The organism is Sulfurovum aggregans (genome assembly GCF_055385215.1).
In genome coordinates this window covers 2,197,828-2,220,671 of sequence record NZ_AP042387.1, presented here as the reverse complement: position 1 = coordinate 2,220,671, position 22,844 = coordinate 2,197,828, and the positions used below count along the sequence as shown (strand labels likewise).

Here is a 22,844-nt window from a genome sequence, read left to right as displayed (position 1 = left end):
TTTATTCCTTGTTTTGTTGTATTATGGTATCTAAAATAGCTTGTGAGAATTGTGCTTTTTCCTGTTTTAGTTTGTCAAGCAGCTGTAGTTCTTTTTGAGAAAGCTTCATGAACTCCACTACCCTTTTCTGCTCCTCAATCGGAGGCAGAACAATAGTAAGATCCTCAAGATCTTTTGTCTTGATCATAGGAATAGTTGTACCTTTCAACTCACGCTCTAATGCTTTTCTTGCCACTTTAGAATTAAGATAGTACGCCAGAAAAGCATTATTTACCCTGATATCCTTTGCTCTGACAACTGCCATCAAAGAGGGGATCACAAGCCCTGCACTTGCTCCATCAATATGGACAGCAGTGTTTGGCTCACGCAAACGTACTACGATATCGCCGATCTGACTGATATACGTATCATCTATCTTCTCTACAGAGATAAAATCATCAAAATATTGGGATTGAAGGGTAATGGAATCGGAAAATGATTTGAGTGTGATCTGCTTATAATGATATTTTTCCACATCATCATACACAGCAGCTTTTTTACGGGAAAGTACCAATCCAGTTCTGATTGTAGCGATCTCCTTTAGTCTCAAAACCTATCCCCTTTAAGTGGTTATTATAAAAATAGTACAGTAAAATTATTTTAATGTCAAGTTTATATTTGTATTATTCACAGAATAAACTATTATTTATTTTTTATATCTTTTTTATATCTTTAGGCATGACCACTCCTTTTTATTTTGCTATGAATTCGTTATAGGTATATAATATCAAGCTATTTGAAAATAAAAAAATGTCATTTTCTTATACTTTTTAAATATACCCATACTTCTATGCTATAATCTTTGGCAATGAAACAGATCATCTCAGCCAAATACAGACGTTTTGTACTCTACTTTGAGATCTTTACGGTCATTTTACTGCTTCCTGTCATCTATAACTTTGTTCCTCTCAATAAGGGTACCAAGGTCTTCTATATTCCCTCTTCCGACATAGATGTTGTTGTCCATACATTGAAGGAGAACGGGTATACAGTAACCTTGATAGACAGATTTATGTTAAAACTCATACATACTCCGGAACAAGGATGGTACAGTGTTGAACCTGGACAACAGGGAAGATTACTGTTTTTTGAACATCTCTACCGTAAAAAGGCCGAGACTATGGATATAGTCATCTATGCAGGTGAAACAGCGGAAGAACTTACTGCACGTCTGGCAAACGATATGAAACTGGACAAGGAGAAATTACTTCAAGCCTATCATGCACTTACACGATTCAAAGAAGCAGATATCTTTGCCCGGCGCTATAGTATTGCACGTAAAGCAGATGAAAATACTACGATGAAATATCTTTTCCATCTCTCTTCAGAAGAGTTGGTACATTTTGAAAAAGAATATTTCAGCAAAAAGGCAGATACTTTTACACTGAAAGTTCTCCTTACCATCGCCTCGATCATCCAGAAAGAGAGCAATTCGGCCAAAGAGATGCCTGCGATCTCTTCAGTTATCCATAACCGGCTGGACAAAGGCATGAAACTGCAGATGGACAGTACACTGAACTACGGAAAATATTCTCATACAATAGTGAGTCCGGAGCGTATTAAAAGTGATAAGAGCTACTACAATACCTATAAATATAAAGGTTTGCCGCCATATCCTCTGGGTACAGTCACTCTGGATGCACTGAAAGCAGCGATGTCACCTCAGAAGAGTGACTATCTCTTTTTTATGCTGAACAAAGAAGGAGAACATAATTTTACATCTACATATAATGAACATTTAGAAAACATCCGAGCTTTCAGAATATATCAGAAAGAGAAAAAAAAGAAAGAAAGAGAAAGAGAAAAAGAAAAAGATCAAAACAGAACAAAACTGATCTGTATATCCTATTCCATTATTACAACAAACCTTCATCCGAAAAACTGTAATATCCATCCTTCGCCAGTATGACATGGTCCAACAACTCTATTCCCACCAGTTTTGAAACCTCTTTTAAACGTGCTGTTATCTGCATATCTGCCCTGCTGGCAGCCAATGTTCCGGAGGGGTGATTATGTGCGATAATAATACCTGCTGCTCTGTCAGCGATCGCATCTGAAAAAATTTCTCTGGGATGTACAATACTTTGATTCAGTGTACCTATGAATACTGTGCGTGTATTAATAATATGAGAGGCTCCATCAAGTGTAATGGTCAGGAAATGTTCCCGGTTCTTCACAGAAAAGGCACTTAACTCTTCATATACCTCTTTCGCAGAAGTAATACGCCTGTTCGTACGTATAAGATAACGTTTGGAGAGTTCGATGGAAGCAAGTATCTGTGAAGCTTTGGCCATACCAAGTCCATGGATATTACAGAGCTTTTCCAGTGACAACCCCTCAAAATCATCTTCCAGAAGCAAGACGATCTCTCTTGAAAGTTTACGTACATCTTTGCCCTGTATACCTGAACCAAGCAGTACCGAAAGAAGCTCTTCGTTTTTAAGTGCCTGGACTCCTTTATGGAGCAGTTTTTCTCTTGGCATCTCATCTTTATGAAGTTCTTTGATCGTTTTCATATGTTTCCTGCTCCCATAGCTTTATGGGAAGAGTATAAAACAAAAAACATCTTAAATATAAAAATATGTCAAATTGACATATTTTTTAGAAATATCGGTTACAGATATCTAAAAGCTTTGACCAGAAAGTGTTCTTTTCGGGAAGTGATTTTTTCTCCATTTTAGAACTTTCATCCATACGCTTTTCTGCAGCATTAAGATCTCTGGAGAGTTTTTCATAAGCCTTTTCAAGAGATACCGGTTTGAAGTTATTCTGCATCCAGAACCTTTTCGATCTCATGCATGGCATCTTCATTTTTGAGTCTGAACTTGATCTCAATACGTCGCGATGCATCTTTGTCTTCCACTCCATTGATCTTAATGGCATCAAGATAGGCACGTCCCGATGCGATCATGAGAGGTTTGATATTATACTCTTTTGCAAAGTCCAGAGTAAGCAGAAAATGCATCACTGCAAAAGCACGTTTTTGCGAAAGATCCAGATTGTAAAGATAACCGCCGTCACTGTCGGTATGGCCTTCTATGATGATCTTATCCAAATGAGGCCTGATCCTAGGGTTGCTCACCAGTGTACCGATGTACTCTTCAAATGCCTCTTTAAGTTGTACTTTTGCTTCTTCTTTGAGTGTAGCGCTTCCTTTATCGAACAGGATATTTGATGCAAGCCTGAGTGAACCGCTCTTTTTATCTATATCTATCTTGTCACCCAATGCCTCTTTGAGTGCGGAGACTACTTTGAGCTTGATACCGGTAAGCGATTTGATCTTGGCTTTCTGTTTTTGCAGGTTCTCTACCAGTTTGTCATATTTGGTCGCTTTCTCATCCAGTGCATTCAGCAGTTCCAACAGTTTTTTCTCTTTGTCTTGAACCGTTTTGTTCACTTCGGTAAGCTGGTCTGAAAGTACTATCACTTTTCCTTCATACTCTTTAAGCATTTTATTGCGTTCTGCCAGGGTCATTTCTGTTTTATGCAGTGAAGTATTGGTATCATTGAGAAGATTTTGTACAATCACTATTTTTTTACTCAGCAGATCTTTTTGTGTATTGGTTTCAAGCAGCATCTGATTGAGTTTTCTGATCTCGTCATTTTTCAGTTTAAGTATATGCAGTTTTTCCTTTAACTGCTGATCCTGTGCTTTGATACGTTTATCATTTTTCACAAGAGACCTGTTCTTCTCTTCCAGAAGTGCTTTGTTCTTAGCCAATGTAACACTCAGTTCATCCAACCTGGATTCTTTTGTTTTAAGCGTCTGGGAGATCAGTGTCAGACGATCTTCCTTCTCATGCAGATTGCTCTTAAGGATAATGGACTTGGATACGATCGCTCCTATAAGCAAAATAAAGACAAAAAGCAAACCTGCCATCAAGTCTGCATAGGATATCCAGAAGTTACTCCCTGTATCGGTACTGTTTTTTCTAAACATCGGGTTACTTTTCATCCTCTTTGAATGAAGCTGTTCTCTCCAGTATCATTTGATTCTGTTCCGAGATGATACGTGCAAATGTTGAAAGTTTCTCAACGATCTTCCCTACCTCCGCATCAATATTGTCAAAAGTATGTTCAACTGTCTGGTCAAAACGTTCCATGGAACTTTGAAGATTCCTGGCATTGCTGTTAAACCCTTCAATATTCTTTTTGATGGTCTCAACAGCATTTACACTCTCTTGTCTGTCATGTATTTTATCCAGTGTCATCCGCAATTCATTGGAAGCCTTTTGCATATGATCGGTCAACTGGCTGAAACTGCTGGTCGTATCGTTAATGATCGTTGTGAAATTTTTAATGTACTGTTCATTCAACTCTTTGATGAAATCCATATTGAATGTCTCTTTAAGCGTTTGAACGATCTGCTGATCCTTCAGTTCATTCTGCATATGTTCATGTTTGATCAGTTCGGCTTTTTTCCATACACGGGAATCATAGAGTTTTTCCAGATCATAAAGATTTTTATCTACTTTGGTAGTTCCTCTTTTTTCAAAGTAGGTCCAGATAAGCGAAAGCATGATCCCGTAGATGGAGGCATAAAAAGCTGTACCTATTCCGGAAAGAAGTACCGATATCTCACGGTCAAGCGCACTGAGATCCTTCACTGTAAAGTCAGGCATCGATAAAGCAATAGCAATAAATGTTCCCAATATCCCCAGCATCGGGAAGACCGAAGGTGCGACTTTTGCAAAATTGTCATTACGAATATCCTTATAATACTCAGCCATAAAATCACTGACATGCAAGGTGGATTTCGTCTTGCCCATAATGGTCAATGCATTGGATCTCAGTTCATGTTGGAGCTTTGCTTCCATTTTAGAGAATGAGCCTCTCATATGGCAGGCTGCATAATTGGCATTATGCCGTACAAAGAACATAAAAACAATGAAGATGAACGCAACGATCAGTAACGTATGTATCTCTACTTTCAAAGGTATAATACCTACATATCCCAAAACAAGACCTATGAGAAAAAATAAAGGAAGAAGAACAATGACAAAAGCATTGGAAAAGCATGATCTTGCACTGTGATTGTCGAGTGGTAACATAAAAATATCCTAAGTTGTAAATAATCAATAGTGGATTATAGCAAAAGTGCATAAACAGAGTATTAATTAAACTTTTCAATCATCCATCATCTTCATGAATCTGTATCTTGAAAGTATTTTCACAGGAAGATATATTTCTTGTTATAATAGTAAGATATTTTTTATATACTTTATATATTCTGGAATAGAAGCAATAACGGACAACCTATTCTAATGAAACTGAAAAGAAGAATGAAAGGGAGAGACTCTGGAACATAAGCATCACCACGATACAGAAGCAATGGGTGACCAACGTCTGGGTTGGGCTATTGCTATCAATATGCTGCTGACACTGGCTCAGGTAATCGGCGGCATCGTCTCCGGCAGTCTGGCACTGATCGCTGATGCCCTGCACAACTTCAGTGATGCCGCTTCGCTGCTGATTGCCTGGGTGGCACGCAGGGTCGGCAGGCAGCCACCTGATTACTTCATGACATTTGGCTACAAACGGGCTGAGGTCATTGCCGCGCTAATCAATCTCGTTATGCTGGTGATCGTGGGGTTCTATCTGATCTATGAGGCACTGTGGCGAATTTATGAGCCGCAAGTCATTGAAGGATGGACAGTAGTTATTGTGGCCGGTATTGCACTGGTGATCGATATAGCCACCGCGATACTGACCTATACGATGTCTAGGCACAGCATGAACATCCGCGCCGCCTTTTTGCACAACGTCTCTGATGCCATGGCCTCCGTCGGGGTGATCATCGCCGGCAGCCTTATTTTGCTCTACGGCTGGCACTGGACAGATACTGTGATCACTCTGATCATCTCCGCTTATGTACTCTATCAGGCCGCAACGCTGTTGCCAAAGACCATCCATATCCTTATGGAAGGCACACCAGACAATATCTCCATTGAAGAAGTGATCAAGGTCATGGAACGTATCGAGGGTGTTTCAAATGTCCATCATGTTCACATCTGGCAACTTGATGAATATAAAAATGCCCTGGAGGCACATATACTTATAGACGATATCAATCAGATGGAGTCCATCAAATATACTGTAAAAAACAGACTTGCAGAAAAATTTTCCATTACCCATTCAATGCTTGAATTTGAGACTTCTCATTGCGCTTCCCCCTGCTCCTGATTTTCCGGATCAAATATCCCCATGATACATGACCAATGAAACAGATTATAAAAGGTAACGGGGCTCTATAGCTTTTCCAAAACCATCACCTCTCCAAAAGGCACATCCACCTCTTCAGGCATGACCCACATAACATCATAAGCAGGTTCCATCTCAGGGAATGTTCCCATACCGTCTGTAAAATAGAGTAAAAGTGTCGGGTAGTTTATCTGTTGGTCTATATACTCAAAGACAGGACGGAAGTCTGTCCCCCCTCCTCCGCTTACTTCATATTCAAGTGCTTCTCCAGGTAAAAAAACAGTATGGGATTGTATTTTTGCATCTGCTGTAAGCAGGTCTATTTCATAATTGGGATAACTCTGCATAATGGAGCCTACTTCTCCCAAAAAGGTAGATAGAAGTGTCTCATCTACTGAACCTGAAGTATCTACAGCAATGACGATACGCAGAAGGTCAGAGCTCAAACTGGGCAGATAGATACCACGATAAAGGTACTTCATGTTGGGTGGGACAAAAGAGTAGGTACTTTTGGCATACGAAGCGATGTATCCATACAACAACTCACGCCAGTCTACTTTATGAGAAAAGTATTGGGGTACAACAAACTTCAGGTCTTTAGGCAAAGTGCCTTGTCGGTTGAGCTTTTGAAATATCTGTTCAAAATGTTCTTTCAGTTCCTCTTGCAGGGCTTCCAATGATTCAGAAGGCTCTGCATCCTCTTTATGCTGGACTTCATTTCTGTTTGCATTGTCAGAGCTTCTGCCATCACTTTTGGCACTCTGTCTGGGTCTATTCCCCTCTTCATTCCAATCTTCAGGAGCTTCTATTCCCTCTTGTGAGACTCTGTCGTTATTTGATTTACCCTGCTCATCATGTACCTGTTCCTTGAGTGATTCATCCCTACTCAACTCTTCATTCATGATATCTGCACGAAGCATCTCATACACCTCTTCGGCATACATCCCTTCAAAACGTTCCTGGAAATTGGCACGGTCCGGGAGTTGTAAGCCGTTTTTCACCAGCATCGCATTGATAGTGTAGTCCGTAGCAAGCTGCCAGAGCCATTCATACCGTTCACCTGCCCGGCTCTGATGCTTCAGTACAGTATGCATAGCTCCATTGGCCAGGGCAAATTCAACCTCTTCAAGAGAAGCTGCATCAAAATACTCATCATTATACTGCAGATGGATGCCGTCTGATAAAAAAGACTCTATGTTATCACTCTGCTGCAGTTTCAATGCTGAAGCGATCGTCCCAAAATAGGGATGCTCCAACATCAGTCTGGCTTTGGCTTTTTCTATTTTATCTAAATGTGTCATAAGAAGATTATAGCAGATTTCGCTATAATCCATTTTATGAAAAAATTATTAATTATCACCTCACTGTTCACAACTCTTATATTTGCTAATATTAATGCTGTGGTCAGCATTTTACCCGAAAAGACTTTCGTCAAAGCCATCGGCGGAGACAGGATCAATGTTTCCCTTATGGTACTTCCCGGTAACTCACCCCACACCTATGAACCCAAACCATCACAGATGAAAAACATTGCCCGGGCACAGCTCTATTTTGCCATAGGTGTAGAGTTTGAAAAAGTATGGCTTGCCAAATTCAAAGATCTCAATCCTCAAATGCAGATCATTGATCTCTCACAGAGTATCCGTAAAAGAATGATGGCTGAAACACATGACGAAGAACATCATGAGACTCAAAAGGTACATCATGAAGATACAGATCATGATCATGAACACCAGGGAACAGATCCTCACATTTGGACAACACCTGCCAATGTCAAGATCATTGCCAAACATATTTACGATGCTTTGCAGAAAGCTGATCCGGAAAATGCTGCCTATTATAAAAAGAATTATCATGCCTTTATCGATCTTGTTGAAAAGACCGATGCCCGGATCAAGAAGAGTCTCAGCACTGTTTCCAAAGGTACGAAGTTCATGGTATTCCATCCTTCCTGGGGCTATTTTGCACAAGCCTATGACCTGATACAGCTTCCTGTAGAGGTCGCAGGTAAAGAGCCTAAGCCCAGAGAGTTGATCGAACTGATCAAAGAAGCCCGAAAAGAGAATGTCAAAGCCATCTTTACTCAGCCGGAGTTCTCAGACAGCATTGCACAGGTCATGGCAAAAGAACTGCATATCAAGGTCATAAAGGTCAGTCCTCTTGCAGAGAACTGGTCTGAGAACCTGATTAAGATCAGCAATGCTATTGCAGCCTCTGCTTCCAAAAGCGGTAAAAAATAGCATGACCGTCATCGATGTATCACATGTGACATTTGCCTATGACAAACAGGTCATCCTGGAAGATATAAACCTTAAAGTGGAAGAGAAGGATTTTCTTGCTGTCATAGGTCCAAACGGTGGAGGTAAATCAACACTTCTTAAACTTATTCTGGGTATCAACCCTTTACAGGAAGGCAGTATAAAAGTCCTGGGTAAAGCGCCTTCCAAAAGTCTTACACATATAGGCTATGTCCCGCAGAACACCAATATCAACACTGATTTTCCCATTAAAGTCATTGAAGTAGTGCTCATAGGGCATGTCGGAGGAAAGCGTCCTCTCTTCGGATACGGCAAAGATGAGATAGCCTGCGCAATGGGTGCCTTGACACAGGTTGGAATGGAAGATTTTGCCCAAAGTAAAATAGGTGCACTTTCAGGAGGACAGCGTCAAAGGGTCATGATAGCCCGTGCACTCTGTGCACACCCGCAGATACTTATGCTGGATGAGCCTACTTCCAGTATAGATATTACAGGACAAAGAGAGATATATGAACTTCTCAGAGTACTGAATGAAAGTATCACTATCATGGTTGTCAGTCATGATATTTCCGTTATCCTGGAGTATGCCAACAAAGCAGCACATATCAACAGACGGCTCGCATACCATGATATCAGCGATAAGAAACAGACTTTTCATACCCATGGCAATAAAGAACATTTCTGCGAGATCGAACTTTTGCAAATGCTGGGCTCGGACGGCTGTAGCAACTGTAACACTGCGACAGAGCCTGTATCTCAAGAAAAAAAATGGAGGGAAGAAAAATGATAGAAGCTCTCTCTTTTGACTTCGTACAGCATGCTCTTCTTGCAGGTATATTGGTAAGTTTCGCTGCAGGTATCATCGGTTCCCTTATCGTAGTGAACCGTATGGTCTTTCTTGCAGGAGGCATAGCCCATACTTCATACGGGGGTATCGGGCTTGCAGTCTATTTCGGATTGCCGATTTTTCTTGGAGCTTCCCTCTTTGCTGTAGGGGCTGCCATACTCATTGCATTACTTACACTGAAAAGCCGTCACCGTATTGATACATTCATAGGACTCATCTGGGCGGTCGGTATGGCAATAGGTGTCATTTTTGTTGACCTGACTCCAGGATATAATGTTGATCTTATGAGCTATCTCTTTGGTTCTATTCTGGCAGTGAATACACAGGACCTTTACTTTATGACTAGCTTGCTTGCCGTGATCCTTACCGTTGTCACATTCGGGTACAGGAATATCCTGGCGGTTTCCTATGACAGTGAATATGCTGCCCTTCGGGGTGTCAATGTAAAATTCTTTTACACACTTATACTTATCCTCTCTGCCCTTACCGTCGTGGTAGCTATAAAAGTGGTCGGACTGATCCTTGTCATTGCCATGCTGACCATCCCGGTGTACATTGCAGAAAAACTTTCCGGAAGCCTGCTTTCCATGATGTTCATTTCCGGAACCATTGCAACATTTTTCACCCTTGCAGGACTATGGTTCTCCTACACCTATAATCTTACTTCAGGTGCATCCATTATTTTGGTCTCAGCAGCCTTTTTAGGCATTTTTTTACTTATATTCCGTTCAAAATGATATAATTGGAAAAAAGGGATCTATATGAAAACCATTATTTTATCTTTTTTAGCAATGTTACTTTTATCCGGATGTTCTCCACGAATCGGAGTAGGAATCGGTGGTGCTGCTATTTCCGGTAATACAATGACTGCTTCCGAAGTACATGTTGACAGTGAAAGCGGTGTGCACGGCAGTGTAGGCGTAGGAACAGATATTACTCTTTAATATTTACATTTTGAGCAGTAGCTGAAGCACCCAACTCATTTTCTATTGTTTTAATGGCTTTACCTACATCACCAAGACAGCATCCTCCGCCTGGATTGAGTATCTCACAGGAGCATCCGGGATCTTTCATCTTGGCTTTAATATCATCAAGAGCTGTTGTTATCACGTTTCTCTGCAACTCATTTTTTATCTTCTCTTTTGTCCAGCCGAAACAGTAACAGACCGTTGCAGGTTCTGCATCTTCTTTAAATCCTACTGTTACCGAGATATCTTGTTGTGTAAGAATGGTTTCCTTTCTGAAATATACTACTCTGCAGGAAGGTGTTTTACAATAATGGAATCCATCAAAATCATATAGATCTGATTTGGCCTTGCCTGTCAGTAAATGTTCTACTGTTTTACCTGGAACGATTTTGGCATTTTTCCCGCATTCGGGACATAACGCTTTCCTTTTCGGTTGCGGAGTACAACAATTGTTTCCTTCAGCAGAAGAACTCTTACTGTCTGATACTGCGGTTGTTCCAAACATATTCAGCTCCTTTTTATATCATCATATTATATTTATATCCTGTGCAATATATATGCATCAATATATCTTGATATATAATCATTATTTGGTTATACTTGCATTGACAGATCATCCAAAGGAAACAACAGATGTATAAAAACGTAAGCAAAACAAATAGTGGTGTAAAGATCTCATTTACAGGCGCCGTAGAGAAACAGAATATCATCAGAATGGTAGAGAATTGTGCTACAGGTTCATGTGAATGTATGACAGATGAAACAAAAAAGAAGATCACAGATATGCAAGTTACAGGTGAAGACGGCAGTGTAGAACTGAACCTCTCCGGTGACGTAGCCAAAGAGGAGATAGAAGCAGCTCTGGCTAAATCAAAAGTGCTTAACACATAATCTTTTGAAACTGCATCAATTCTCTATAAAGTTTAGAAACCCTATAAAATAACCTGGGTTTCAAATTTTATTCTCCATAGATTTATAAAAAATTTATATATTTATTCTTTTTATCTACTATCTTCTCATAAAAAAGATGAGAAGATATAGACTCTTTATTTAAAGACTCTAATTTCTTTTACATCTTTTTTTTCAAAAATATGTATGCCGCCATGTACCGATTCAGGATACATTCTTGCCTGGAATATAATTTCTTTTTTATTTTTTGAAGGCAATATCCATCCCCAAAACAGTCCATCACCATAGGTTAACGAATCTTTTACTTTGATCGTAACTTTTTTATTTTCATTCTTTTTCAATTTTCCTTTCAGATCTTGGTTAAATACATTGATCGTTTCCTGCAAGGCAGTACCTATCTTATGATTTAAGATTTTTTCATCAAGCAGTAATTTTGTATTTCTCATATTTATATGCTTTACATATTGCCCTAACCATCTCTTTTTATTTGCATTATCATACTGTACTACACGCAGAAATACCAATAACTCTTTTTGTTTTTTTGCATTTGCTTCAAAGTAAAGAAAAGGTCTTAATTCATATCTTTTACCTTTAACCATATGATTGACTGGCTGAAGTATAGGCAGTAGTTTTTTTTGTTTTTTCATTTGTCTTAAAGTCGTGAATGTAATTTGAGGCAAGTTTATCTTTTTAAGTATTCCGGCATTGGTAATATGCTTTTCGGTATTACTTTGCATTGCACTGTTTGCAACCAAAGCTCCAACTACTCCGAATAACACTGTTGAGACCATTACACCATTGGCCTGACCATCCGTCATACTGCTTCTAATTACTACACTGCTGTCATCTACAACTAAAGACCCTACTGGAAAATTCATTGAATCAGGTTTATATTTTATTGTATAAATAGGTGTTTTGCTTTTCAGTGGTGCAGGACGTTGCATGGTACTCATACAGCCTGTAAGTGTTAAACCCGCCAAAAATACTATCCCCAAAGTTTTAAGTTTCATCTCTTCCCTTTTATTTTTAATGAAAGATTATACTTAAATTAAACTTTGGAGATAGTCTTTATCCATTCAAGTTTATGACAGCAGATACGCAAACTTTCTCACCCATTCAGTCCAGACAGCAGATCCTTCTACATCCAGCCCATTCTGCTGCATATCTTTCACCAGCATGATGGAGAACTCACCGGGTAACTGTAATGAAAATTTCAGTACATTGTCTACAGCTTCATCAGCAGGATTTTCTATAAGTGCATTCACTAATCCAATAGCAAGCGCTATAATAACTTTCGGATCTTCCTCTTCAAGCTCTTTAAGTGTACCATCCAAAATTATATTTAGATCCGGTAAGGTATTCATCACTTTCCTGAAGCTGATATAGCCCACAGCTGCTTCACGCCCCACAGCCCCGCTGATACTATCCAATATCAGATCATTGTCCATACCTGACTTGATAATACTGTCAACATATTCCCATGATCTTGGTGTAGCGAAACTTTTTTCATTTGATGTTGCATCAAAAGTAAAAAGCATCGATTTGTCATACGCCAGATAGGCGATAAGACTACTCTCAATTCCTGCTCTGTATGCCCAGGTTTTCCAGTCAGAAAAATCCACTTCCATCTCAAAATGCACAAATCGGTTGGCAAGGGGTGGCGGCATTTTATAGACAACACCTCTGTCATTTTCACGGTTACCCGCTGCTATAATACTCCATCCTTCAGGAAGCGCATACTCCCCTACTTTCCTGTCCAGTATAAGCTGATAGGCTGAAGCCTGTACAGCTGGCGGAGCTGTATTGATCTCATCCAGGAACAAGATCCCTTTTGAGTCAGGCTCAGAGGGTAAAAAGCTCGGCTTTGCCCATACACCTTCATTCGTCTCAGCATTAAAGAATGGAATACCCTTCAAGTCTGTAGGGTCAAGCAGAGACAAACGCAAATCCAGGAATTCCAACCCCTGCTCTAAAGCGATCTGTTTCACTATGGAAGACTTCCCTATCCCGGGAGCCCCCCAGATAAACACGGGGAGTTTTCTATCTATGAGTTTCTTTATGACTTTTGTTATATTGCTTGCTTTCATTCATTCTCCTTTTTAATCACACAACGTATGCCCTGTCACTGCGAACACCCTTGAAAGCGAAGCGATTTGAGAGCAGTGACGCTTTTTTGCTTCGTTTTTTCTAAAAAAATGAAGAGAGTAGTACCGCCACATATTCAATGAGAGGTAATTCTTCCATTTAAAATAAATATTATAAAAAATTATCATAACCCCAACTTCTGCGTAATACTGGCAACAAACGTCTCATTAGCCGTAAGTTCATTACGCAATCTCGTATCGATCTTTAAAATATTGAGTATCTCCAAAGGTACAGAGGCATTGGCTGCTATCCCTTTGGTGATCTCAAATACCTCTCTCTCATAGAGTTCTTTAAGTATCTCTATCGGTGTGGAAGTATTATAAGAGAGTCCTGTCAAGATATCCAACTCATCATTGTGATCCCTGTAAAGCTTCTCCAGTACCTCTACAGGAGTAGATCTATTGATAGCCAGGTATTGGTATGTCTCGGGAAGAGATCTCTCATATATGGACTCCAACAACTTTTCATCCAAACTGTCATTGCCTGCAAGATTCACAAGCAATGTTCTATTGGATGACTTTACCAATTTTTCCAATACATCCTCATCTATACTCTTATTTTCTCCAATATAAGCAAAGAGTGCTTCATCTTCAATGGCTTTTGTTAACTGTTCATATCTTTGCATTGTAACAGGATGATACCAAAGTATCAACTGTATCACCGTATCACTCTTAGTCAGTAAAGCACTAAAGAGCGCTTCATCAATATTCGGATTTGAAGCTAAAGACTGGTTGATCTCTTCCTCATCTCTGCTTGCATACTTTTGCAGTAATTCCAAAGGTGTAGAGGTATTGGCAGCCAGATACATATCTACCCCGGAGTCACGAAGGCTCATGAGACGATCGATCACCTCTTTGTCTATATGAGGATTGGTCGCGATAGACTCTCTTAAAGTGATCTTCTGTTTTCCTTTTTGCAAAAAAGTGATATTGGGGAATTTTATGAGAACCTGCAGGAGTCTCGGGTCTTCGGCTTCACGTGCCAGGCGTTTGAGCGTTAAAGAGGAGTAAAGCAAGTCCTCTTCATTTGGCTTTATCTCGATGTAGCGTCGTAAAGTGTACATAATAACATCACGGTCCCGGGTATTGTCCTCATCCTCTTCATGCCACTCATACATTCCCAGAAGTTTTACAAAAAGTGCATCACTTATGTGCGCATTACCCAACAGCCTGAAAATACGCTCCTGGTCATTCCCAAGCTTCACACCCATGAGCAGTTCATCATCATTGAGGCCCTCGGAGAGCAGTTTTTCAAAATCAAGGAGTTTAAAGAGAGGGATACCGTCATCATACGCCAAACAGGAAATATCTTCCTCCACAGGGTTCAAAGAGTGATGCTCCACCACCCCTGCAACACCCTCTTCATAGTGAGAGGTCATACCCAGATCAAACTTCTTTAAAAAGCGTTCTACCTCTTTTTCCGTAAAGATTCCTTCTCTTCCAAGAAAGAGGATCTTCTTTCCTTTTGAGGTTTCCAATAATGTTTTCAGTGTCGGTTTCTCTTTTATCATGCTTTAGTATAGCATAGAGGATTTTAAATAGGAGTTAAATACTCCGATTAATATTTTTCCAATGGATTATACTTCACACTTGCAGGTTCTGAAAAATTCGGTACATCATCATAGGTAAAGACAGCATAATACTTCTCTTTGTCAAAAGAGGCGAAGTTGTCGTAGGTATAAGAGTCTTTACCACCGTATATCTTCACACCGTCCATAAAATGGCGTGGCGGGTGGAAGCTGTTTCTTACCACATAGTAGCCGTTCAGCGCATCATCCTGTACTTTGTCCCAGGTAAGTTTGATCATCTTGTTCTCTTTTGATATCTTGAGATTTTCTACTGCAGGCAGTGCTGTACGACGTTTCTCTATGTATTTGACTACAAGTTCCGTATCCGGATTCCATTCAGTGATTCTATTTGTAATTCCCAGTGCAGAAGTCGGTTTGATCACCAGTTTGAGTGTTTTGCCCTCCTGATGCATTGCATCAAGTGCTTTTTTCGAAAGGGTATCAAAATTGAAATATTGACACTCCTTTCCGGTAAGGTCAGATTCTGCTACTTCATACCCGATGTACTCGATCTTCTCTCTGTTCTTAATATCCTCATAGGTACCTACTTCATCAAGTTCAACAAGTTCAACATAAAAACGTACATCAGATCTCTTTTTAAATATATTTTTATTGCGTATACGCAGTGCACATTTGGTGATCATCGTGTTTTTGGGGTCCGGAAGTTGTGAAAGATCAAAATCCAGATAACTGTATACACGGTGCCCCTCTGCATCGAATCCACTCTTCAAGCCCTCTTCCACAGAGTCAATAGAAATCGTAGAGAGGGTTTGGGCAGGAAGCTTGATCTTCTCTTCTTTGAGCGTATATTTCACATCCAGTATAGGTCTGTAGTGGATCCCCCCGCCATACTGCCCATAACCAATATCAAACTGCATCATCTGGGAATCTTCACCCTCCGGCAGGGTTTTTGGTCCATCTAAACGGAATACTGCTTTCTTATTGGCTATCTCCTCTTGAAGAAGTTCACATTCATGGCTGCTGAATTCCCAAAAGTTCCAGATCCCCTGAGTGAGTTGGTTTGACTTGATCGCACGGCCTATGACCCCCTTGGCTTTGGCATTTTCTATTTCGTTGAAATCTGTTACTTCACTAAAGCTTTCCGGTTCAAGCAAAGAAAGATTCCATTCACCGAACTTTTCTATTTTGGCAGCAACACGATTCATAGGATAGATATAGAAACGTGCTGACTTGATAATGGCATTGTCAGGAATGGAGCTGAAATCAAAACTCATTACAGCATCGCAGATACCTTTTGATTTATTGATCCCTACAAAAAGTGAATTAAGTCCGAAATGTGACCTGTTCTGCTCCTGCGTATACTGCCCGACATATCCTGTACCGTTTTTATTTGCAAAAATAAGTTTGAAGAATTCATCATCCTCAAGCCCGGTACGTACTTTAACCACCGGTGCGAATGGAGATTTATATCCTGTATTTTTATTGACCGCTCTGATCGTATAGTGATAATTCGTAGAACTCTCCAAGTCTGTATCTACAAAACGGTTCTCTCCCGCGATCCCTACTTTTGTATGTTCATTACAGGCATCTTTGTCTTTGGTACTGCGGTATATCTCAAAGAAGATATCATCTCTTTGTTCATACTTCCACACTAAAGTAACCGAGTTTGCATCACGTGCTTCCAGAGTGAACTCCTCTACCCTTATGGGTGCAGCAGGTGAGTAGTTGATTACCTCTGAGAATACATATTTCAAAGCGGGAATATTCTCATGAATACTCCCGCTCATACTCTTCATATAGTCAGGAATATTTTTTGTTCCTACTTCAACAACAACAGAGATGATACCTTTAGAGTAATAATACTCACGCCCACTACCAGAAATAAGTCCCGCTGGCGGCTTTCCTCTGTGAATACCGTATTTTCTGCCCGTTACCTTGGCAAATTCATCATTCATATTGGCACATAGTGCATTCATGTCCGTACCGTCTATCTCAGCTTCATGCATGAATTTATGGGCAGGAAAAAATACATTTCCCTGGGAGTGGTAGTCAAGTGCTATGGTAATATTGTCATGTGCATCTACAAAATCTTTAATGGCTCTGGTCTCTGCTTCAGAAAAAGGCTCTTCTCCACCGTAAACGTTAGAGCTGGTATTCAACTGTTTGACAAAACCTATAGAAAAGTTTCTGTTAAGGTCAACCCCTATGGTCCCATCATGGTTCTTACGTCTGTTCTTACGCCAGAAGGAGAAGTGTTTCCGTGAATATTCATATCCGTCAGGGTTAAGACAGGGTACCATGTAGATGATTGACTCATCCAAACTTTTCTCAAGCTGAGGATCAATATTCTGATTTTGGGCAACATAGTCAATGAACTTCAGAGCCAACTCATGCCCTACCCATTCACGTGCATGGATACTTCCGGTATAAAGCATTGCAGGTTTACTGTCAGCCGTTTCTACATTTTTAGATATTTTGGCAAGGACAATATCCCGCCCTTCATAGGTCACTCCTATTTTTATGATCTCTATAAGATCAGAATGACTTTTTTCCATCTTATAAAGAAAATCCAGGCTTTCCTGATAAGACATATATTGATTTTTCATATTGGTTTGTTCTTTCTAAAATTTATTTATTATTAACCTTGAAGGATCTTCCTTCAAGTACATATATCAACTTACGGTCATAAGCTCAGATATGCATTCCCGCGTTATACGCGGGAACAAAAAAAACTCTTATTTTAATTTACTTTTAAATGCTTCCCACTCTTTTGTCAATCTGTTAAGAAATTTCTTCTTGAACCAGAAGATCTCTTCAACCAGCTTTTCAGGAGCCGTTTCAAGTGCATGTACGAGTTCTGTCGTATCAAACGTATTCATGATATCTTCAGCTTTTTTCTTACCGATCCCTTCAACAGAAGTTAAAAGTTTTTTTACTTTTTTCTCAGAAAGTTCAATGATATTCTTCTGCTCAGCACTCTCAGTGGCTTCATCTTCATCTCTATACTTTGGATTACTCTGTGCATGTACTTTTCTTACTGTTTTTCCATAATTGTCCTGGAAATTCCATTTCTCACTCGGCCACTCTTCTTTGCTTCTATCTTCTGTAGGAAGCATAGGATAGAATGCATCCAACTCATGCAGATACATCTCTCCTTCCTGGGTCTCTTTGGTTTTTTTATCAAGGAAATAGGCACCGTCATAACTTGGTGTATACTTTCCGAAGGTAATATAACGCAGTGTTCTAAGCACAGAGGCATCCATTTTGCCAAGCTCTTCCCAGTTGTAAAGAGGAATATTCGGTAAAGGGAATCTGCCGTTCGAGAATTTCCACATAAGGTACTGTCCTATCCAGTCCCTGATATACGGGAAAGCAGCAAATGCTGTTGCACACTCAAGGATACGGTATTTTCCGTCTTCACCTACAGCAATATCACATGCCCAGTATTCTGCATTGGCAGCTTTTGAGACTTTTACTGCAAGGTCAAGCAGCTCTTTAGGCACATCCATATAGTCCATACTTCCTCCCTGGGAAGTATTTGTCAACCACTCACCCTCAGGCGGTCTTCTCCAGAATGCACACACAGGTTTATGTCCGATAAGCATGACTCTGACATCTGCTTCCATAGGAACAAAATCCTGCATATAGACAGGATGGTATTTCTTTTGTGCCAGAAGGTTATGTGCTTCCTGTGCACTGTCTACTTTATGTACGAAATAGCCGCCGTAATTTGAAGGACCGTAACTTTTTTTAACGATCTTTGGAAACTCTGTTTTGTCTATAAAGGCTTCTGCTTTGCTTTTATCATAAAAAATATAGGTCTTGGGAATAGGTATATCATATTTCCAGGCAAAACGTGTGACATTCTCTTTAGACTTGTTGGAGAATTGTGTATCCATCGAAGGAATGAACTGTACATGTGGAAGTTCTCTTGCGATCTCTCTGAATGTCTCATAGGCTGTTGCAGGGATATTACCGATAAGAATATCGATCTTCTTGCGCTTCACTTCCTTTATAAAACGGTCTTTATCATTTTTCCAGTGGTACACTACAGTCTCTATCTTGTCCGGCCACCCTCTGAAATTCGATTTATCAAAAAATCTCAATACATGATCAAGATAGAGCATCCCTATTTTCGGTAGTTTTTCTTTGTTCTTCTTTTTTGCCATTTTAATCCCCTTTTATTTTTTAGTTGTTTTTCTGTCGATCATATCTACGATCAGGTTGATCTTCTTTTTATTGAAATCCAATCCCATTTTCTCTTGCTCCGGTGTTGCAAAAGCCGGTATACCATTAACTTCAAGTACTACATACTCCTCTTTTTCCATATCATAAATGATATCCACTCCTGCAATATCCGTACCACATACCTCCGATGCTTTTTTTGCCAAAGCAATCACTTCGTCATCAGGTTCTCTTAAAAAGACCGAACCGCCGCTGGTCACATTGGTACGCCAGTCCGTACCGCTTGCTTTTCTTCCGTAACAACCGACGAATTCTCCATCTACGATATCAATACGGTAATCGGTATTGTCATAGGTTATGAACTTTTCAACATAGAAAAATCTCAAGTCCATCTGGTTAAGAAATGGCAAAAGGGTATCAAGTGTTGCTTCACTCTCGATCTTTGTAAGTCCTACCCCGCCCCAGCCGTCTGTCGGCTTATAGACCATTTTATTCCATTTTTTCATAATACTTTTCAAGTGTTGGGAGTCATCTCTGTGACAAAGTTTAAAACTTGGTGTTGCAACACCATACTGTCTAAGCAGAAAGGATGTCTGGAACTTGTCTTCCGTCAGAGCAAAAGCATCATAGGAATTGATCATTGGCATCACACGGTTGAGTGCCTGGTAAAGAAACATTTGGTACTGTGTCTGTTCTCCTGCATTATAAGAGAAAAAGAGATCCAGTTTATCTAGTTTGAATTTATTATGAATGATATGTCCATTCTTTGCTACAGCATGTCGAAGATTGATATCTGTTATAGTCTCTATACCCCTCTCCTTAAGCTTTCTGACGATCCTCTCCTGAATCTTGTCACCGCCACCATTACCGTAGAGCCACATACCTATTTTTCTTGACATCCCTTATTCTCCCTTCCTATAATTAATCTCTTATTTTACAATAATTTACTAAAATATCTTCAGAGATAATCACAAAACGACAAGCATTTACGGAGTCAAAATGAGTAAGCAGAATTTTAACGAACTAAAACAGATCATAGAGATAAACTCCTGGACAAACAACAAAGAAGGGGTAGACAGAAATGGTGAGATCTTCGCTTACTGGATGCAGGCACTGGGATACTCTCTTACACGCTATCCCAGGGAAGAGATAGGTGACCATCTGCACTTTGTCTCATCACAGAAGGAAGGAAAAAAGCTACTGCTTCTGGGTCATCTCGATACAGTTTTTCCTCCGGATACCTTTGAAGCCTTCAGAGAGGATGAAGAGTGGATCTACGGACCGGGAGTATGTGACATGAAAGGGGGTAATTATGTAGCCCTTCAGGCACTTAGAAATGCGTATGAAAAATATGGTGAGATACATAACATCGATTTCCTTCTCGTCAGTGATGAAGAGACAGGCAGTGATGACAGTAAACATCTCTCTGCCAGACTGGCACACGACTATGACTACTGCATGGTCTTTGAAGCAGCAGGGATACATGATGAAGTGGTTACAGGAAGAAAAGGGGTAGGTACATTCTTCATAGATATCGAAGGTATAGCTGCCCATGCCGGAAACAATTACAGCAAAGGAGCCGATGCCAATCTTGAAGCGGCACACAAACTCTTACAGCTTGTTGCATTAACCGATCTGGAGAAAGAGACTACCGTCAATGTAGGCAAGATCACCGGAGGAATCGGTGCCAACACCATCTCCCCCCATGCCCAACTTACTTTTGAATTGAGATACACTAAAACCGATGAAAGAGACAGGGTCCTTAAAGCTGTAGATGAGATCGTTTCCCATTCACATGTGGAAGGTACAGAATCCGTACTCTCAGGAGGTATCCAAAGAGATGTCATGCAACCCTCCCCTGCACAGCAGACCTTCATAGACCATATCAATACACTTTGCAACATTGAACTGCCTACTGAAAAGCGAGGCGGTGTCAGTGATGCCAACATCATTTCATCCCAGGGTGTAGCTACCCTGGACGGATGGGGTCCTTACGGTGACGGTGACCACACCATACATGAGAGAGCTTCCAAGAAAAGCTTTTCTGAACGGATCGATCTGGTCACAGAAATATTTGAACACTTTTTAGAGGGGAATATATAGCCTTCTTATCAAAAATATTAAGATGTATTACTGAAACAGCCATAATATAGAAGATAATATGTTTTCAGGCTGCTTCTCTCGATCATTTCCGTTTATTATATGATTACAAAATCATAATTACACACTATTTTCTACACCCGTTTTATTTTTATTGCATACACTGCTTCATATCTTGCATGCTCTGTGCTTTTTGTACACACACTATCCCTTTTAGGCCCTGCTCTATAAATTTTAATGTCTCATTTTTTGTTTTTATATTCCACTCTCTAAAATCATCTTCCGGATCACTTATTTCTCCAGCCATTGCATCCATTTTGTGACTACATTCATTTGCTTCTTTAAGTATATCCGCATTACTAAAACACTCTTTACCAAAACGCAATGCCTTTCCTTCAGCCAATGCCTTTTGTTTAATACGGGGCAACATTGCTTCCATCATGGAATCAGCCATTTCTTTTTCCTGTGTTTTATTTGGACGCTGTCCCTCTTTAATGCCTGCATCTTTGGCAGCTACAGCCATTGCACTTCGCATCTCTGAGACTTCTTTTCCTATCTGTTCAGCTTTCAGTCCAGCCCGTTCATCCATAGCATCAAGTTTGCTTCTGTCCAACCTGTTACCCTCCATATCATAAATGGGAAACTCAGGGAGTTTAAAATCATCATTTGAGAGGGAAATATCAAATTCTGCTTTGGTCGCTACTTCTGTATTTTTGATTCCCATTACATCCATCTCGACCCTAAGCGGAATACCTTTATACATACACTGCTTGGTTCCCATCATATCCCATACATCACAGGTATACCCCAATACTTTGTCTGTACCGATCTTTTTAGCACCCATTTTTTTCATTATCTCTTCACCGGATTGCGTCATATTCTGTCCGCCACCCATAAGTACACCCATAGCCATACTCATATTTCCCATACGCATAATTCGTCTCTTATCAAAAGAAACGTTATAAACCATCCCCTTTTTCATATAGGTCATAGTATGTGTTTTAGTGATTTTTTTCTGTCCCATAATAGTTTGTTTTTCTATCTTGTTCTCTTCTGTAAGATTTTTGGCACCATTACTGTCAAAAACAACTCTTTTTTTACCAATGGTCTGTATTTTTGACCCCATGATCTCACCTGAACCTTTTATCTCATAAGTGATCTTACCGCTTTTAACCTCATAAAGTTTCATCTGGTTGGCACCGGCTGCCAATATACTGCTTCCTACAACTACCGATAAACCTGCTTTTACTATTGTCGTCATTCTCTTTTCCTTTTTTTATTTTATAAACATATCAAGATCTTCCATCACAGACGGATCAAGTTCTTCATCATCTGGACCCAGATCTATTTCTTCCTCTGTCGGTATATTCAGGATACCATCTGAAACACCTGTAACAGCCATTTCTACAGCTCTATATTCCCACTGAACACTTCCATTTGATGATTTAAAAATATCAATATTATCTGCACTTGCCAGCTCAAGTTCAATTTTATATTCAAAACTTAAGTCAAATTGGCTACTGCCTTCTCCTGTAAATCCATCATGCACTGATCTTACCTGACAGTTTTCTTTCTTTCCAAGCGGAATATTCTCTAAAACCACTAAAGCTGCTTCATCTTGCTTTTTATCATGATCTCTTCCAAAAGAAATACCGGCAAATCGT

Annotated in this window: 23 protein-coding genes; 8 read left to right on the top strand and 15 right to left on the bottom strand. The window is 39.9% G+C overall.

Going from position 1 to position 22,844, the window contains the following annotated elements; all coding sequences use genetic code 11:
* Position 1: 1 nt before the first annotated feature.
* Complete coding sequence (locus ACZ48W_RS11255; RefSeq protein ID WP_464828603.1) at positions 2-589, bottom strand: restriction endonuclease subunit S; 588 nt, start codon at positions 587-589, stop codon at positions 2-4.
* A 258-nt stretch (positions 590-847) separates the two neighbouring features.
* On the opposite strand from ACZ48W_RS11255, the gene mltG reads away from it, so the two are divergent.
* Positions 848-1,948: an endolytic transglycosylase MltG gene (gene mltG / locus ACZ48W_RS11250; RefSeq protein WP_464828601.1), complete on the top strand. Its 1,101-nt coding sequence runs from the start codon at positions 848-850 to the stop codon at positions 1,946-1,948.
* Here mltG and radC read toward each other — a convergent pair.
* From radC to ACZ48W_RS11230, 4 genes are all read right to left on the bottom strand, one after another.
* Positions 1,896-2,555, bottom strand: a complete 660-nt coding sequence (radC, locus tag ACZ48W_RS11245) for a RadC family protein (RefSeq protein ID WP_464828599.1) — start codon at positions 2,553-2,555, stop codon at positions 1,896-1,898. The two genes, mltG and radC, sit on opposite strands and share 53 nt — an antisense overlap.
* 85 nt (positions 2,556-2,640) lie before the next feature.
* A complete protein-coding gene (locus tag ACZ48W_RS11240) occupies positions 2,641-2,814 on the bottom strand; it encodes a hypothetical protein (RefSeq protein WP_464828598.1) in 174 nt (57 codons plus the stop codon).
* On the bottom strand, positions 2,804-3,979 hold the full coding sequence (locus tag ACZ48W_RS11235) for an OmpA family protein (protein ID WP_464828596.1): 1,176 nt from the start codon (positions 3,977-3,979) through the stop codon (positions 2,804-2,806). The genes ACZ48W_RS11240 and ACZ48W_RS11235 overlap by 11 nt, the downstream gene beginning before the upstream one ends.
* Before the next feature lie 4 nt (positions 3,980-3,983).
* Entirely contained in the window at positions 3,984-5,090 is a 1,107-nt protein-coding gene (locus ACZ48W_RS11230; protein WP_464828595.1) for a MotA/TolQ/ExbB proton channel family protein, read from the bottom strand.
* Positions 5,091-5,370: 280 nt separating this feature from the next.
* Here ACZ48W_RS11230 and ACZ48W_RS11225 point away from each other — a divergent pair, with 280 nt between their 5' ends.
* Positions 5,371-6,222 (top strand): cation diffusion facilitator family transporter, encoded by an 852-nt coding sequence (locus tag ACZ48W_RS11225; RefSeq protein ID WP_464828594.1) that lies wholly within the window; start codon positions 5,371-5,373, stop codon positions 6,220-6,222.
* Positions 6,223-6,287: 65 nt separating this feature from the next.
* Here ACZ48W_RS11225 and ACZ48W_RS11220 read toward each other — a convergent pair whose 3' ends face one another.
* Positions 6,288-7,541, bottom strand: a complete 1,254-nt coding sequence (locus tag ACZ48W_RS11220) for a vWA domain-containing protein (RefSeq protein ID WP_464828593.1) — start codon at positions 7,539-7,541, stop codon at positions 6,288-6,290.
* A 36-nt stretch (positions 7,542-7,577) separates the two neighbouring features.
* Between ACZ48W_RS11220 and ACZ48W_RS11215 the strand changes: the two genes are divergently transcribed.
* The 4 genes from ACZ48W_RS11215 to ACZ48W_RS11200 are packed head-to-tail and all read left to right on the top strand — an operon-like array spanning position 7,578 to position 10,289.
* Positions 7,578-8,480, top strand: a complete 903-nt coding sequence (locus ACZ48W_RS11215; RefSeq protein WP_464828591.1) for a metal ABC transporter solute-binding protein, Zn/Mn family — start codon at positions 7,578-7,580, stop codon at positions 8,478-8,480.
* Between the two features lies 1 nt (position 8,481).
* Entirely contained in the window at positions 8,482-9,285 is an 804-nt protein-coding gene (locus tag ACZ48W_RS11210; RefSeq protein WP_464828590.1) for a metal ABC transporter ATP-binding protein, read from the top strand.
* The gene (locus ACZ48W_RS11205) at positions 9,282-10,082 is read left to right on the top strand and encodes a metal ABC transporter permease (protein ID WP_464828589.1); all 801 of its coding nucleotides are present in this window, start codon (positions 9,282-9,284) and stop codon (positions 10,080-10,082) included. The genes ACZ48W_RS11210 and ACZ48W_RS11205 overlap by 4 nt, the downstream gene beginning before the upstream one ends.
* 24 nt (positions 10,083-10,106) lie before the next feature.
* Entirely contained in the window at positions 10,107-10,289 is a 183-nt protein-coding gene (locus ACZ48W_RS11200) for a hypothetical protein (RefSeq protein WP_464828587.1), read from the top strand.
* On the opposite strand, the gene ACZ48W_RS11195 is transcribed toward ACZ48W_RS11200, so the two are convergent.
* Positions 10,279-10,818, bottom strand: a complete 540-nt coding sequence (locus tag ACZ48W_RS11195; protein WP_464828585.1) for a putative iron-sulfur cluster-binding metallochaperone — start codon at positions 10,816-10,818, stop codon at positions 10,279-10,281. The genes ACZ48W_RS11200 and ACZ48W_RS11195 overlap by 11 nt on opposite strands.
* 128 nt (positions 10,819-10,946) lie before the next feature.
* On the opposite strand from ACZ48W_RS11195, the gene ACZ48W_RS11190 reads away from it, so the two are divergent.
* Positions 10,947-11,204, top strand: a complete 258-nt coding sequence (locus ACZ48W_RS11190) for a hypothetical protein (RefSeq protein WP_464828584.1) — start codon at positions 10,947-10,949, stop codon at positions 11,202-11,204.
* Positions 11,205-11,359: 155 nt separating this feature from the next.
* Here ACZ48W_RS11190 and ACZ48W_RS11185 read toward each other — a convergent pair whose 3' ends face one another.
* The 6 genes from ACZ48W_RS11185 to ACZ48W_RS11160 form a co-directional block, all read right to left on the bottom strand.
* On the bottom strand, positions 11,360-12,232 hold the full coding sequence (locus ACZ48W_RS11185; protein WP_464828582.1) for a hypothetical protein: 873 nt from the start codon (positions 12,230-12,232) through the stop codon (positions 11,360-11,362).
* Positions 12,233-12,304: 72 nt separating this feature from the next.
* Positions 12,305-13,309: an AAA family ATPase gene (locus ACZ48W_RS11180; protein WP_464828581.1), complete on the bottom strand. Its 1,005-nt coding sequence runs from the start codon at positions 13,307-13,309 to the stop codon at positions 12,305-12,307.
* A 182-nt stretch (positions 13,310-13,491) separates the two neighbouring features.
* Positions 13,492-14,877, bottom strand: coding sequence for a hypothetical protein (locus ACZ48W_RS11175; protein WP_464828580.1), 1,386 nt, complete (start codon positions 14,875-14,877; stop codon positions 13,492-13,494).
* A 47-nt stretch (positions 14,878-14,924) separates the two neighbouring features.
* The gene (locus tag ACZ48W_RS11170) at positions 14,925-17,501 is read right to left on the bottom strand and encodes a M14 family zinc carboxypeptidase (RefSeq protein WP_464828578.1); all 2,577 of its coding nucleotides are present in this window, start codon (positions 17,499-17,501) and stop codon (positions 14,925-14,927) included.
* A 129-nt stretch (positions 17,502-17,630) separates the two neighbouring features.
* Positions 17,631-19,064 carry an ATP-grasp domain-containing protein gene (locus ACZ48W_RS11165; RefSeq protein ID WP_464828576.1) on the bottom strand — a complete coding sequence of 478 codons (1,434 nt, stop codon included), beginning with the start codon at positions 19,062-19,064 and terminating at the stop codon, positions 17,631-17,633.
* 12 nt (positions 19,065-19,076) lie between these two features.
* The gene (locus ACZ48W_RS11160; RefSeq protein ID WP_464828574.1) at positions 19,077-19,979 is read right to left on the bottom strand and encodes an ATP-grasp domain-containing protein; all 903 of its coding nucleotides are present in this window, start codon (positions 19,977-19,979) and stop codon (positions 19,077-19,079) included.
* Positions 19,980-20,079: 100 nt separating this feature from the next.
* Between ACZ48W_RS11160 and ACZ48W_RS11155 the strand changes: the two genes are divergently transcribed.
* A complete protein-coding gene (locus ACZ48W_RS11155) occupies positions 20,080-21,183 on the top strand; it encodes a M20 family metallopeptidase (RefSeq protein WP_464828572.1) in 1,104 nt (367 codons plus the stop codon).
* 148 nt (positions 21,184-21,331) lie between these two features.
* On the opposite strand, the gene ACZ48W_RS11150 is transcribed toward ACZ48W_RS11155, so the two are convergent.
* Together ACZ48W_RS11150 and ACZ48W_RS11145 are read right to left on the bottom strand one after the other, a co-directional pair.
* Positions 21,332-22,441: a hypothetical protein gene (locus ACZ48W_RS11150; RefSeq protein WP_464828570.1), complete on the bottom strand. Its 1,110-nt coding sequence runs from the start codon at positions 22,439-22,441 to the stop codon at positions 21,332-21,334.
* Between the two features lie 15 nt (positions 22,442-22,456).
* Entirely contained in the window at positions 22,457-22,783 is a 327-nt protein-coding gene (locus ACZ48W_RS11145) for a hypothetical protein (protein WP_464828568.1), read from the bottom strand.
* Positions 22,784-22,844 lie beyond the last annotated feature (61 nt).